At 40.3% G+C, this 14,068-nt stretch carries 12 protein-coding genes and 1 riboswitch; of the genes, 4 read left to right on the forward strand and 8 right to left on the reverse strand.

Annotated features, from left to right (window positions below; translation table 11 throughout):
* Positions 1-20: 20 nt before the first annotated feature.
* A complete protein-coding gene (gene udp, locus B0184_RS06420; protein ID WP_005708853.1) occupies positions 21-782 on the forward strand; it encodes a uridine phosphorylase in 762 nt (253 codons plus the stop codon).
* Between the two features lie 79 nt (positions 783-861).
* Here the strand turns inward: udp and B0184_RS06425 are convergent, their stop codons facing one another.
* The 3 genes from B0184_RS06425 to B0184_RS06435 all read right to left on the reverse strand — a co-directional run bounded on the left by B0184_RS06425 (position 862) and on the right by B0184_RS06435 (position 5,026).
* Positions 862-2,229: an alanine/glycine:cation symporter family protein gene (locus B0184_RS06425; protein ID WP_005708738.1), complete on the reverse strand. Its 1,368-nt coding sequence runs from the start codon at positions 2,227-2,229 to the stop codon at positions 862-864.
* A gap of 103 nt (positions 2,230-2,332) precedes the next feature.
* Positions 2,333-2,445: riboswitch (glycine riboswitch) on the reverse strand.
* Positions 2,446-2,729: 284 nt separating this feature from the next.
* Positions 2,730-4,025, reverse strand: a complete 1,296-nt coding sequence (locus B0184_RS06430; RefSeq protein WP_005708878.1) for an NCS2 family permease — start codon at positions 4,023-4,025, stop codon at positions 2,730-2,732.
* Positions 4,026-4,039: 14 nt separating this feature from the next.
* Positions 4,040-5,026, reverse strand: a complete 987-nt coding sequence (locus B0184_RS06435) for an oxidoreductase (RefSeq protein ID WP_005708760.1) — start codon at positions 5,024-5,026, stop codon at positions 4,040-4,042.
* 67 nt (positions 5,027-5,093) lie between these two features.
* Between B0184_RS06435 and ybaK the strand changes: the two genes are divergently transcribed.
* The 3 genes from ybaK to dnaE all read left to right on the forward strand — a co-directional run bounded on the left by ybaK (position 5,094) and on the right by dnaE (position 10,407).
* A complete protein-coding gene (ybaK, locus tag B0184_RS06440) occupies positions 5,094-5,570 on the forward strand; it encodes a Cys-tRNA(Pro)/Cys-tRNA(Cys) deacylase YbaK (RefSeq protein WP_005708691.1) in 477 nt (158 codons plus the stop codon).
* A gap of 88 nt (positions 5,571-5,658) precedes the next feature.
* Complete coding sequence (locus B0184_RS06445) at positions 5,659-6,816, forward strand: chorismate mutase (RefSeq protein ID WP_005708908.1); 1,158 nt, start codon at positions 5,659-5,661, stop codon at positions 6,814-6,816.
* A gap of 117 nt (positions 6,817-6,933) precedes the next feature.
* Positions 6,934-10,407, forward strand: a complete 3,474-nt coding sequence (dnaE, locus tag B0184_RS06450; protein WP_005708801.1) for a DNA polymerase III subunit alpha — start codon at positions 6,934-6,936, stop codon at positions 10,405-10,407.
* A 35-nt stretch (positions 10,408-10,442) separates the two neighbouring features.
* Here dnaE and ilvY read toward each other — a convergent pair whose 3' ends face one another.
* From ilvY to rpmE, 5 genes are all read right to left on the reverse strand, one after another.
* Positions 10,443-11,327: an HTH-type transcriptional activator IlvY gene (gene ilvY / locus B0184_RS06455; RefSeq protein WP_005708873.1), complete on the reverse strand. Its 885-nt coding sequence runs from the start codon at positions 11,325-11,327 to the stop codon at positions 10,443-10,445.
* Positions 11,327-12,358, reverse strand: coding sequence for a glycosyltransferase family 9 protein (locus B0184_RS06460; protein WP_005708838.1), 1,032 nt, complete (start codon positions 12,356-12,358; stop codon positions 11,327-11,329). Before B0184_RS06460 ends, ilvY begins: the two co-directional genes overlap by 1 nt.
* A gap of 90 nt (positions 12,359-12,448) precedes the next feature.
* Entirely contained in the window at positions 12,449-12,535 is an 87-nt protein-coding gene (locus B0184_RS10875) for a glycosyltransferase family 25 protein (protein ID WP_425268600.1), read from the reverse strand.
* Positions 12,536-12,759: 224 nt separating this feature from the next.
* Positions 12,760-13,794, reverse strand: coding sequence for a glycosyltransferase family 8 protein (locus B0184_RS06470; RefSeq protein ID WP_157779385.1), 1,035 nt, complete (start codon positions 13,792-13,794; stop codon positions 12,760-12,762).
* Positions 13,751-13,963 carry a 50S ribosomal protein L31 gene (gene rpmE / locus B0184_RS06475; protein ID WP_005708849.1) on the reverse strand — a complete coding sequence of 71 codons (213 nt, stop codon included), beginning with the start codon at positions 13,961-13,963 and terminating at the stop codon, positions 13,751-13,753. Before rpmE ends, B0184_RS06470 begins: the two co-directional genes overlap by 44 nt.
* Positions 13,964-14,068 lie beyond the last annotated feature (105 nt).

The raw sequence follows: 14,068 nt of genomic DNA on the forward strand, positions 1-14,068 counted from the left end.
GCAAAGGAAAGGAGAAAAAAATGTCTGAAGTTTTCCATTTAGGTTTAACCAAAGCGATGTTAAAAGGGGCGACACTCGCGATTATTCCGGGTGACCCTGCACGTAGCGAGCGTATCGCCAAACAATTAGCGAATCCAGAGTTTTTGGCAAGCCATCGCGAATTTAACTCGTGGTTAGGTTTTATTGGTAACCAAGCTGTTGTGGTTTGCTCAACAGGGATTGGTGGACCATCCACCTCAATCTGTGTTGAAGAGCTTGCTCAACTTGGTATCCGCACCTTCTTGCGTGTGGGCACAACTGGGGCAATCCAACCGCATATTGAAGTAGGCAATTTATTGGTTACTACTGGGTCTGTGCGTTTAGATGGTGCAAGCCAACACTTCGCACCACTTGCTTACCCAGCAGTGGCAGACTTTGAATGTACGACCGCACTTTATCAAGCAGCCCAAAAACGAGGCGTGAAAACCTTTGTTGGGATTACAGCCTCATCAGATACATTCTATCCAGGTCAAGAACGATACGACACCTATACTGGCAAAGTGTGTGCTCAATTTAGAGGCTCGCTCAAAGAGTGGCAAGATTTACACGTAATGAACTATGAAATGGAATCAGCGACGCTATTGACAATGTGTTCAGCATTAGGTTTACGTGCAGGGATGGTTGCAGGCGTAATTGTAAATCGCACACAACAAGAGATTCCAAATGAAGCTACAATGAAAGCAACTGAAGAAGCGGCAGTCGCTACGGTAGTAGAAGCAGCGAGAATTTTACTTGAGAAATAATGAAAAAGTGCTTAAACCCTAGATTGTCAGGATTTAAGCACTTTGTTTTATCTACAATATCGCCATTATGCCATCTGCTTTAAGCAACCTTACCCGCCTTCAATCTCGCAAAATAATCTTTTGTTTCGTTAATAATTACTTTACGCAATGCAATCAAGGCGATTAAGTTCGGGAATGCCATTAAGCCATTTACGATGTCGGCAATTGTCCAGATAGTTTGTAATTCCAAGAATGGAGCAGAAGCAATTAACACCACAAATAACAAGCGGTAGAATTTAATCCCTTTAGTGCGACCTTTTGTTAAGTAAACAAAGCAACGCTCGCCGTAATAGCACCAACCTAAAATAGTTGTGAATGCGAAGAACACTAAACCGATAGTCACAATAAATGAACCAACGTTGCTCTCTACCCCTTGATTAAAGGCAAGATTGGTCAGCTCTGCACCTTGTACACCTTGTGTCCAAGCCCCTGTAATCACAATTACAAGCCCTGTCATCGTACACACAATGATGGTATCAAGAAATGTTCCTGTCATTGAAATTAAGCCTTGGCGTACAGGCTCTTTGGTTTGTGCCGCAGCCGCAGCAATGGGTGCTGAACCTAAACCCGATTCATTTGAGAAAATACCACGTGCAACACCCAATTGAATGGCTTGCATTACGGTAAAACCAAATGCACCACCTAAAGCAGCTTCAGGATTAAATGCAGCATAAACAATCAACTTCACGGCTTCTGGGATTTTTTCTGCATTAAGTGCTAACACACACACAGACGCAGCCACATAAGCAATCGCCATAAATGGTACCACGACGCTTGCGATTTTAGAGATGCGTTTCACGCCGCCAAATACAATAGCGATAACAATTAACGTAAGCACAACGGCTGTAAGTACAACAGGAATATCAAAAGTGGATTGTAATGCATGGGTAATTCCGTTCACTTGCGGGAATGTTCCGATGCCAAGCAAAGCTACTAAAATACCAAAGAAGGCGAATGCTTTTGCGAGCCATTTCCACTTTTTGCCCATCCCCATTTCGATGTAATACATTGGGCCTCCTGCGATGAAACCAGAGCGATCACGACCACGGAATTTAATAGCAAGCAGACCTTCTGCATATTTAGTTGCCATTCCGAATAGTGCAATCAGCCACATCCAGAACAATGCGCCAGGTCCACCAGAATAAATTGCCGTTGCTACGCCCACGATGTTCCCCGTACCGATGGTTGCTGCTAATGCAGTAGAAAGTGCAGCAAATGCGGAAATATCGCCTGTTTGTCCTTGTCCTTTTTCAGGCTTAAACATATAGACGAACGCTCGGAAAAGTTGCGTAATTTGAATACCCTTAAGGCTAAGTGTAAAATAAACACCTACGCCAGAGAGCAAAATCAATAACGGTGCTCCCCAGATAAAACTGCTAATTTGGTTAAGAATAGTGTCAATTGACATTTGATGTTCCTCGTAAATTTTGCTTACAAGGAAAGAAAAGCGAAAGCAAGCGGGCGATTTTCGCAAAAGTTTTGCAGAAAATGACCGCTTGTTTATGGAATAACTTTTCTCCCCTGTCCTTTTGCCTGAGCGTTTCACACTTAACGGGCATTAAGCATTTTCGCCTTCGGCGTCCATTTTCTGCATTGCAGATTGGATCTCTCCAAGGGTTCGTCCAGTAACAGTCCTCGCACAATGTGCACCTGAAAGATTTTACCTCGTCGGTGAAATGTTAATTCATTTCTCTCCAGCTACCTTCATCCGAACAGTTCTTTATAAAAAAGAATGCCAGAATTCTAGCAATTCAATTTTTTCAGTCAAGTAAATAATTTAATATTATGTCTAATTAAATATGAGGTTAATTCACTTCTGCCAAATCTCCCCTCCCCTCTTTAGCAAAGAGGGGGAGGGGAGATTTGGCAGTTTTAATTAGCGAAGAAATTACATTGATAGTAAATCGGTTATCCAATCCAAACAAATTTAATCAAAAACAAGATCGACACCACGGCAACAGAAGGGTTGATCTCTTTAAATCTGCCTGTGCAAGCCTTCATCACGCAATAGCTGATAAAGCCGAATGCAATGCCTTCTGTGATGGAGTAAGTAAACGGCATCATTGCGGTAGTGATGAATGCAGGGGTGGCTTCAGTTAAGTCATCCCATTTCACTTCAATCAGGCTTGAAGCCATTAAAATGCCCACAAACACCAGCGCTCCTGCGGTTGCATAAGCAGGCACAACACTTGCCAGTGGAGAGAAGAAAATGGTCAGCAAGAAGAGCACACCAACTACAACTGCCGTTAAGCCTGTGCGGCCACCAACTGATACGCCTGAACCGCTTTCAATGTAAGTACTTACCGCCGATGTGCCCATTAACGAGCCCGCCATTGCTGCGGTGCTATCCACAAAAAGGGCTTGTTTCATACGAGGAAAACGCCCTTGTTTATCTGCAAAACCCGCTTTAGTGGTTACTGCAATTAGCGTGCCTGAGCTATCAAAAAGGTTAACAAGTAAAAATGAGAAAATGATACCAAGCAAACCTAAATCAAACGCACCAGCAACATCCACTTGCCCAACAACAGAATCTAAACTTGGTGGCATAGAAACAATACCGTGGAAAGCTACTGCAGGATCGAAAATCAAGGCAAGCCCTGTGATGAGTGCGATGGAAATTAATACGCCTGAATGAATGCCTTTTGCTGATAAAATCACAATTACAAAGAAGCCGAGCACACCTAACAAGACTTTTGGATCGTGCAAATCGCCCAAAGCAACTAAGGTATCAGCATTCGGCACAACAATGCCCATATTTTTAAAGCCGATTAAGGCAATAAACAAACCGATACCCGCACCAATCCCAACGCGCAAACCGTGCGGAATAGATGCCATAAACCAGTAGCGAATTTTAAGCAATGTGAGTAAGAATAAGCCGATTGAACCTAAGAAAATTGCCCCCATCCCAACTTGCCACGAGTAACCCAATTTTTGCACGACTACAAAAGCAAAAAAGGCATTTAAGCCCATCGCTGGTGCAAGTGCGATTGGAAGATTACTGAATACCCCCATTGCAATCGTACCGAACGCGGCGATTAAACAGGTAGTCACGAACACCACTTGTGTATCCATTCCCGCAATGCCTAAGATCGATGGATTCACAAACACGATATAAACCATTGTGAAGAAAGTGGTAATCCCCGCAATCACTTCAGTTTTAGCATTACTGCCTTTTTCTTTTAATGCGAATAATTTTTCTAGCATTCTCTTTGCCTCAATTAGTAATCTAACACCAATGCCAATAATTCAACCGCTAAAAATGCAAGGCTGAATTTTTGTTCATCGGCAACAGACCAGAACTGCAAGACATTTTCCTCTTTTGCAAGTAACTGGCTGATTTGCAACGCATTTTGCTCTTCATTTTCGCCATTTTTTACCGGCGTTTGTACTTCATTTTCGCTGAAATTAATCCAAGCATTATTTGCCCAATCGGCACTTAATGCTTCCACATCTAATTCATATTCAGACTGGACGGAAACCATTTGCGACACGCCATAGAACACAGGCACTTGCACGGAATGGAAGGTCACTGAAGCGGTTAAATTTGGCAAAACTTTTGCAAGTTGCAATTCAAACACACGCGAGAATGGCAGTCGTTTTTCTTCGCCTTGCACATTCGCAGGCACAACATCAAAGGCAATGCGTTCCACATTGTCATCAAACGGAATACCGTTTAATAAACGTGCGGTTTGCCCTGCTAATTCTTTCACTTTTTCTTCACCAAAATAGGCTGATGGCAGAAGTGAAGTCACGAAAATCTGGCTAAGTTGTTGGTCTAAAATCGGTTGTAGTGCGAGCACTAATTGCGAAATTTGCGGGTTCGCCAATGCCACAATGTTGTGTTCACGAAGGTTAATGAGGGCTTCATTATTCACATTTGGCACAATCACAGGCACATTACCAATCAGCGAGGTAATGCCGAAAAGATCGAGAATAATACAGCCAGCTTGAGCGGCTTTTGCTAAGGTTTCTGCTTGAGCCATTGGCGCAGCAAATAACACGTGGGTGAATTGCGACCAATCGAGGTTATCTAATTCAAATTGTTCAACGGCCTTCGTGCCGAAACGGAGGTTTTGCTCTTCGCCAAAAGGTTCGATTTCAACCGCGGAAACTTTATCAAAGGTCAAATTACTTTTTTCTAATGCTTCAAGTAATTTTTCAGCTAGGGTAAAATCAGCGGCAATGGCGAGATGAATTTGAGACATTTTATCTTCCTTATTTGCATTTAAAGTGCGTAGAGCATAATTATAACCTAATTTCAAGGAGTGAGTGATGACACCAGCGGTAAATCTTTTGAAAAAACAGAAAATTGCTTTCCAACTACACCCATACGAACACGATCCGAATAACACGAATTTTGGGCAAGAAGCGGTCGAAAAATTAGGCATTGATGCAAATCAAACGTTTAAAACGTTGTTAGTGGCAGAAAATGGCGATCAGAAGAAGCTTGCTGTGATGGTTGTGCCCGTTTCAAGCACTTTAAATTTAAAAAAAGCAGCTCACGCATTGGGCGTGAAAAAAGTCGAAATGGCAGATAAAGAAGTTGCTCAAAAAACGACGGGATACTTGCTGGGTGGTATTAGCCCGCTTGGTCAGAAAAAACGTTTACCAACCGTAATTGATGAGTCTGCCACTCAATTTGCAACGATGTTTGTTTCAGGCGGAAAACGTGGTTTAGATGTAGAACTTGCCCCACAAGATTTAGCGAAAGTGTTGGATGCGAAGTTTGTGGAGATTAAGGATGATTAGCAACGTTTTCAGAGAAAATAATCGCTTGTCTTTCCTTTAAGGCTGAAATCGTTATAATCTTGCTATTATTTATTTTTGAGAACAAATTATGTCCCTAGACCTAACCAATATCCGCACACAAATTACCAGCCTTGACCGCCATATTTTAAAGCTATTATCCGAACGCCATCGCTTAGCGTTTGATGTGGTGCGTAGCAAAGAGATTACGCAAAAGCCACTTCGCGATGTTGTTCGTGAGAAAGAACTTTTGCAAGAGTTAGTCAATTTTGCTGAGTCTGAAAATTACCAGCTTGATCCACAATATGTGACCCAAATTTTCCAACGCATTATTGAAGATTCTGTATTAACGCAGCAACATTACCTACAAAATAAATTGAATGAACAAAAAGAAGAGAGACTTTCCATTGCATTTTTAGGGATGCGTGGTTCTTATTCTAATATGGCTGCACGCCAATTTGTGAAGAAATACCAAGGTAATTTGGTGGAACTAAATTGTGCCTCATTTGATGAGATTTTTGCCAAAGTGGAAAAAGGCGAAGCGGATTTTGGTGTGTTACCGCTGGAAAACACGACTTCAGGTTCAATCAACGAAGTTTACGATTTATTACAACATACTGAACTGTCGTTAGTGGGTGAATTGGCTTATCCAATCAAGCATTGTTTGTTGGCAAATGGCAACGTGGATTTAGCTGAAATTGACACCATTTATACTCACTCACAACCTGCTCAGCAATGTAGCCAATTTATTCAAAGCCTTGATCGCGTGCATATCAAATATTGCGAAAGTAGCTCACACGCGATGCAGATGGTCGCACGCTTAAATAAACCAAATGTGGCAGCTATTGGCAATGAAGATGGCGGTAAACTTTATGGTTTAAGTAGTATTAAATCGGAAATTGCCAACCAAGTGAACAACATCACTCGCTTTATTGTAGTGGCAAAAGAGGCTGTTAAAGTCTCTCCGCAAGTGCAAACCAAAACGCTACTATTGATGACGACCACTCAACAAGCAGGTGCTTTAGTAGATGCGTTAGTGGTATTTAAACAATTCGGCATTCGTATGCTGAAATTAGAATCTCGCCCAATATACGGTAAGCCGTGGGAAGAGATGTTCTATGTTGAGCTTGAAACCAATATGCATAACGAAAACACGCAGAAAGCGTTGGAAGCTTTAAAAGAAGTAACCAGTTTCTTAAAAGTGCTAGGCTGTTATCCGAGTGAGATTATTGAGCCTGTAAAAATTTAAAAATAAAAAACGCCATTTGTATCACTTTAAATACAAATGGCGTTTTAATCGTAGTAAAATCGACTCTTTTATTTCCAATTATTCTTTTTAGCTTAATTTCATATTCTAAAGGTTTTTATGCTCCCTCGTTTCGTTCACCTCAAAGTTCACAGTGATTTCTCAATGATCAACGGCTTGGCGAAGGTCAAACCTCTGGTTAAAACCGCTGTGGCAGACAATATGGTCGCGATGGCTCTTACCGATTTCACCAACTTTTGTGGCTTGGTTAAATTCTATGGCGAAGCCCTCAGTTCGGGTTTAAAACCGATTATCGGGGCGGATATTCTTGTGCGTGCTACACCTGAATGTGAAGAGTTGGACGAGCTAACCCTCCTTGCTAAAAACAACACAGGCTATCACAACATCACGATGCTCCTTTCCAAAGCCTATCAGCAAGGTTATATAGACCTGCCAGTGGTGGAAAAAGAATGGCTGACTGAATTGAACGAAGGCATTATCGTCCTTTCTGGTGGACGATCGGGCGATGTGGGCAAGGCTTTACTCAAAGAAAATGCAAAAGAAGCAGAAAATCTGACCGCTTTCTATCAACAATATTTCCCCGAACATTTCTATTTGTCGCTCTGCCGTACGGGGCGAGCGGATGAAGAGAATTACATTAAAGCGGCTGTGCCTTTTGCCTCTCAGCACAACATTCCGTTGGTTGCGGTCAATGATGTGGTGTTCTTGAAACCTGACGATTTTGAGGCTCACGAAATCCGTGTGGCTATTCACGATAGCTACACGTTAGACGATCCGAAACGCCCGAAAAAATATTCCGCACAGCAATATTTCCGCGCCGAAGAAGAGATGTGTCGCCTATTTGCCGACATTCCGAGTGCTTTGGCGAATACGGTAGAAATTGCAAAACGCTGTTCGGTCACAGTACGTTTGGGCGAATATTTCCTACCGAATTTCCCAACAGGCGAGCTTTCAACCGAAGATTATTTGGTGCAAAAATCGCGTGAAGGTTTGGAAGAACGGCTTGAATTTTTATTCCCAGATGAAGAGGAACGCAAAAGCAAGCGGTCGGTTTATGATGAACGTTTGCAAGTTGAGCTGGATGTAATCAACCAAATGGGCTTCCCTGGTTACTTCTTGATCGTGATGGAGTTTATTCAGTGGTCGAAAGAAAACGGCATTCCTGTTGGACCTGGACGAGGTTCTGGAGCGGGCTCGCTTGTGGCGTATGCACTGAAAATTACCGACCTCGATCCGCTTGAATTTGATTTACTCTTTGAGCGTTTCTTAAACCCTGAACGTGTTTCGATGCCAGACTTCGACGTGGATTTTTGTATGGATGGTCGTGATCGCGTGATTGACCATGTGGCGGATACTTACGGTCGCCAAGCGGTATCGCAGATCATCACGTTCGGTACAATGGCGGCAAAAGCGGTAATCCGCGATGTGGGGCGTGTGCTTGGGCATCCGTATAGCTTTGTGGATCGCATTTCTAAATTGATTCCACCAGATCCAGGAATGACGCTAGAAAAAGCTTTTGCCGCAGAGCCAAAATTACCCGAGCTTTACGATAGCGATGAAGAAGTGAAAGCACTGATAGATATGGCACGTAAACTCGAAGGTGTGACCCGAAATGCAGGTAAACACGCAGGGGGGGTGGTAATTGCGCCAACAGCGATTACCGATTTTTCACCGCTTTATTGTGACTCGGAAGGGATGCATCCTGTAACCCACTTCGACAAAAACGATGTGGAATATGCGGGCTTGGTCAAATTTGACTTCTTGGGCTTGCGTACGCTCACCATTATTAAGTGGGCATTGGAGATGATCAATGCTCGAATGGAGGCAGAAGGTAAAGAACCTGTACGGATTGAGAGCATTCCGCTGGATGACAAAAAATCGTTCGATTTGCTGCTGCAATCGAAAACCACGGCGGTGTTCCAGCTAGAGTCTCGTGGGATGAAAGATCTGATTTCTCGCCTCAAGCCCGATTGCTTTGAAGATATTATCGCGTTGGTGGCATTGTTCCGCCCAGGTCCGTTGGAGTCGGGAATGGTGCAGAACTTTATCGATCGTAAGCACGGCAAAGAGGAAGTCTCTTACCCTGATGCACAATATCAGCACGAATGCTTGAAACCGATTTTAGAGCCGACCTATGGTGTTATCGTTTACCAAGAACAGGTAATGCAGATTGCTCAAGAACTGGCGGGCTATACGCTCGGTGGGGCGGACTTATTACGTCGTGCGATGGGTAAGAAAAAGCCTGAAGAAATGGCGGCACAGCGTGAAATTTTCGAAAAGGGAGCAATCAATAAAGGCATTGATGGTAATCTTGCGATGAAAATTTTCGACCTTGTGGAAAAATTCGCAGGCTATGGCTTTAACAAATCACACTCGGCAGCCTACGCTTTGGTTTCTTACCAAACACTCTGGCTTAAAGCCCACTTCCCTGCTGAATTTATGGCAGCGGTAATGTCTTCAGAGATGGATAATACCGATAAAATCGTAGGCTTATACGATGAATGTATGAATATGGGCTTAACTGTTGTACCGCCTGATATTAACAGCGGTAAGCACCGCTTTTCCGTGAATGAAAAAGGCGAAATTGTCTACGGTTTAGGCGCGATTAAGGGCGTGGGCGAAGGTCCGATTGATGCCATTTTATCTGCTCGCCAACAAGATGGCATTTTCAAAGATCTGTTTGATTTAACTGCTCGGGTGGATCTGAAAAAAATCAACCGCCGCACCTTTGATGCGCTGATAATGTCGGGAAGTTTGGATAAACTCGGTCCTCATCGTGCAGCTTTAATGAAAAACTTGGAAGATGCGCTTAAAGCTTCTGATCAACATTCTAAAATGGAAGCGCTTGGGCAGAGCGATATGTTTGGTGTGCTGACTGAAACGCCAGAAGAGGTACAAAATGCCTATGCTAATACGCCAAAATGGAGCGAGCAAACTATTTTAGATGGTGAGCGGGCAACATTAGGCTTGTATTTGAGCGGGCATCCAATTGGGCGATTCCTCAAAGAGCTCGCTCACTATGCGCCTGTGCGCTTAAATGAACTGCAACCGACTTTCCGTGGGCAGAATGCAACTGTGGCAGGAATTGTGGTTGGGTATCGTATCGCAGTGACTAAACGCGGTAGTCGCATTGGGATTGCGACCATTGAAGACCGTTCAGGCAAGTTAGATATTACGTTGTTCTCTGAAGCCTTAGAAACTTATGGGGATCTCATTGAGAAAGAGAGCATCATTATCGCAACAGGTTCAGTGCAGTTCGATGATTTTAGCGGTGGATTAAAAATGTCTGCTCGAGAAATTATGACGCTCGATGACGCTCGCACGCACAATGCCAAAAGCCTTGCCCTTGCAATTAATCAAGAACAATTAGATGCAAAATTTGTGAAGGATTTGACCGCTTGCATCGAACCTTATAAAGAAGGCACATTACCACTGCACTTCTACTATCAAAGCGAACAAGGCAGAGCCTTACTAAAAGGCGGCGTAGAATGGCGAGTAACTCCCAAAGAAGAAATGTTAGTAGGCTTGAGAACTCTGCTTGGCGAAGGGGCTGTTGAGTTGGAGTTTGAATAAAGAACGGTATTCTGTTTAGAATACCGTTTAAGCGGTTAAATTTGAGCAAATAATTCCCAAAATGCTTTAATAATCGGCTCTTGTAAGCGTTTTGTTTGTACACAAATGCCTAATTCGAAAGGCTCAATCGGCTTGTTTAAGTTGAGATAAGAAACCTGATTTGCCACGGGGCTATGCTTAATCACCACATCGGGCAATAATGCCACGCCACAACCTAATGCCACCATCGGGACTATCGCTTCGTGTCCTGCAACGGTGGCATAAATTTTAGGTTCTTTAATTTTCTGCGATTTAAACCACGCTTCAATACGCTGACGTGCGGAGCCTTCAAGCGGTAAGATAAACGGCATATTTTGCCAATCAATCGGGTTTTGCTGAAGCAATTGTGTTGCAGCGCAAGCCACGCGAGGAATAATCAACGAAAGTGTGATGTCATCAATATGCTGAAATTCAATATTATTCGGTAAGTTGTTTGGCTTACCTGCAAGGGAAATATCAGCTTGTAATGAATGAACGGAACTAACTGCGTGAGCTGGGTCGCCCGTAATCAGCTTAATTTCAACCTTAGGGTAACGCTGGCGGAATTTTTCCAAAATGCTTGGCAAATGGCTATAAGCGGCTGTTACCGAGCAGAAAAGTTGTAACTCGCCTTCTAATTCTCCTTGATGAGGCGAAAGGGCATTTTTCATCGCTTGCCAATCCGCCCAGCTCTGTTTTGCAAATTCTAAGAATTTTTCGCCCGCTTCTGTAAGATGCACTTGGCGGTTATCTCTTACCAAAAGCGGTTGCTCTATCTCCTCTTCCATTCGCTGAATATGGCGTGTAAGAGTTGAAGCACTCATATAGTTTTTTTCCGCGGTGCGGATAAAACTGCGGGTTTGAGTGAGGTCGAGAAAGAGTTTTAGGGATTGGAAGTCCATTATTCACACAACCATTCTGATTTTATTTGAGAAAAATCTAATTCATTCACACTTTTATTAAATCGTAAAATATGTGTTAGTGCTAAATTATTTGGTTGCCAATGATTAAAGTTTTCTTCATCTTGGCTATAAAATGCAATAAGTGGTTTATTAAAGCCGGATGCAATATGCACAATTGCAGTATCAGGTGAAATAACGCATTTTGCATTTCTAATTAATTCAATCGTATCAAAAACGGTTTCTGTTTTCTCATAAACAAAAATATTCTGGTATTCTTTTGCTAGAGCTTTCAATTTTTGTGTTACTTCAGGAAAGGTAAGTAATACTATATTCATAGTATTACTTGTTAGATTATCTAACAATGATTTCATTGCTTTGTTATTAAAGCTGCGAGAAGAACTTGCCCCAAAGAAATTAACTGTAACATAGTTCGATAAATTATTTTTAACTAAGAAATATTGAATATTTTTTTTTGCTTTGTCTGTAAATGGAATATCGTAAGCAGTTGAAACTTGTTTGAATCCTATCCGTTCAAGAGCCTGTTTATAAATCTCTGAAAAATGCACACCTTGAGCTGGAATACTTAAGTTAAATAATTTGTAATTTTCTTTTTGATAACCAATGTAATTTTTTGCATTGATTGTACGTAAAAAGAGTAAATCTCTGTTACGAAGTGTTACTGTTGGATCAATTAAAACATCATATTGCTCTTTAGCTAATATTTTACCGCAGCGAATATAATCTCTAATATCTTTTGTTTTAACAAAATAAAGTTGATCAATATAAGGATTTTGTTCAAAAAGATAAGCATTCTTTTTAGAACAAACTACGCCAATTTTGGTATTAGGAGCTTGTTTTTTGATTTCCCTGAAGACAAAAGAACTCACGACATAGTCACCAATCTTGCCATCATGGCGTAAAAATAGAATACTCTTAGGGGGGAATATAATACTGGCAAGCGGTGTTTTTTTATCAAGAATTTGCTTACCAATTTTTAGTCTTAATGTTCTCAGAAAAGATTTAATTGACATTTATATACCTAATTTCAATTTTATATTATAAATAAATTTATTGAGGTTATCTTTAGATAGTAAATACTCATAGCTTTTAACAAGATTTTTCTAAAGAATAGTATCATCTTCTAAGATGATTATATTTTTATTTAACTCAACACATTTTTTCCAAAGCAAGAAGTTACTAGCCCCCAAACATGAGTAAGTACATTGAATTCCCTTTTCTATTCATACGTTTTTCATCGTTATATTTAGAAAACAATGGATGATTTGGTTCTTCTATTCCATATATAGCTTTAAAAATGGATGTATAATCTCCTAAGAAAGAGCATTAAATTGGCTGATTATAAAAGAATGTCTTTCTTTGGATTTTTTTAGATTAATAATAAGTATTTTTGAATTTAAATCCATAACTTTAATTAATATATTTTGTAAATGATTTTATCTTTAGTTTCTTTAAATTTTCTTTTTAAGATTTTAAAGAAAGTAACACTTTCAACATACCAATGCTTAGGTTTATGCTCTAAACTATTCCAAGTTTTGTAAAAGTGTTCAGACTTATTATTTTGAGATTCTGAATGCCAAGGCTTTATTGGACCTGTATGATGGTATATACAAATAGGAAACTCACATAATTCATAATCTTTTAGTGTAATCTTACTCTTTTGATTTTCTTTTATTCTACTTCTATGATTAACTGTAAAATTAAACCTAGAGTTTAGATACATGACTTTCCCCTCGAAAACTCCATTTAAAATATCTTGATCCTGATAAGTAAAATTTTTATGTTGATTTATCCATTTAAGACACAATTGAAACATATTTTCTTTTCGGCATTTATCCAAATCGAAAATTATAATGCCTGCATTAAAATATAAATTACTATTTGACAAACCTATAAGCTTTTTATAATTGTTATTATTTATTTCAATAAAAGGATCTACACAAGCAGCGATAGATTGATTTTTCAGCCCTGTATTCCATAAACTTCTTAAGTCATCATTAACTATTATGTCAATATCAAGATAGATGGTTTTATCTACACCTTGAAGATAATCAGCAATTTTTAGCCTAGCGTAACTAGATTTAGAAATGTATTCAATTGTTTGAGGGAAAACATCGAAATCGCTTTGATCTACGGAAATAAATTTTATTTTTGAATTATTTTTATTTACAAGTTCTGAAATATAATTCTTACTTTCCTCTGAAATACCTAGATCTAATACATAAAAGTTAATTGAATATAATGAACTTCTTTTATCTAAAATATTTTTTATTAAAACAGAAAGATATGGGGAATAATTTTCATCACAATTAAAAGTTATATTCATAGTATGTGAAATAGAAAAAATATAGTTATATGATATAAATAAAAACCTCGCAAATGCGAGGTTCTTTTTACAAAATAGATTATTTTGTACTTGGAATGCTGAAACGTTTGTTGAAGCGTTCAACACGACCACCAGTATCAACAACACGTTGTTTACCAGTGTAGAACGGGTGGCAGTTGCCACATACGTCTAAGTTTAAGTTTTTACCCACTGTTGAGTGAGTTTTGATTACGTTACCGCATGAACATGTTGCAGTAATTTCAGTATATTCTGGGTGAATACCTTGTTTCATTGGAGAACCTCATAAGAAGCCATATCGCTGCTTATCTTGTTTCAACTATTATTTCAATTGAACCGCTGATAAGTACCATATGTGATTGATAATATGTTAAGCTTA

The sequence above is a fragment of the Haemophilus paraphrohaemolyticus genome (assembly GCF_002015045.1).
GTDB lineage: Bacteria > Pseudomonadota > Gammaproteobacteria > Enterobacterales > Pasteurellaceae > Haemophilus_A > Haemophilus_A paraphrohaemolyticus.

Coding starts and splice junctions, on each gene's coding strand:
- B0184_RS06425 (WP_005708738.1), bottom strand. CDS start 2,229: ATGTCAATTGACACTATTCTTAACCAAATTAGCAGTTTTATCTGGGGA.
- udp (WP_005708853.1), top strand. CDS start 21: ATGTCTGAAGTTTTCCATTTAGGTTTAACCAAAGCGATGTTAAAAGGG.
- ybaK (WP_005708691.1), top strand. CDS start 5,094: ATGACACCAGCGGTAAATCTTTTGAAAAAACAGAAAATTGCTTTCCAA.
- ilvY (WP_005708873.1), bottom strand. CDS start 11,327: ATGGACTTCCAATCCCTAAAACTCTTTCTCGACCTCACTCAAACCCGC.
- rpmE (WP_005708849.1), bottom strand. CDS start 13,963: ATGAAACAAGGTATTCACCCAGAATATACTGAAATTACTGCAACATGT.
- B0184_RS06430 (WP_005708878.1), bottom strand. CDS start 4,025: ATGCTAGAAAAATTATTCGCATTAAAAGAAAAAGGCAGTAATGCTAAA.
- dnaE (WP_005708801.1), top strand. CDS start 6,934: ATGCTCCCTCGTTTCGTTCACCTCAAAGTTCACAGTGATTTCTCAATG.
- B0184_RS06445 (WP_005708908.1), top strand. CDS start 5,659: ATGTCCCTAGACCTAACCAATATCCGCACACAAATTACCAGCCTTGAC.
- B0184_RS06435 (WP_005708760.1), bottom strand. CDS start 5,026: ATGTCTCAAATTCATCTCGCCATTGCCGCTGATTTTACCCTAGCTGAA.
- B0184_RS06460 (WP_005708838.1), bottom strand. CDS start 12,358: ATGTCAATTAAATCTTTTCTGAGAACATTAAGACTAAAAATTGGTAAG.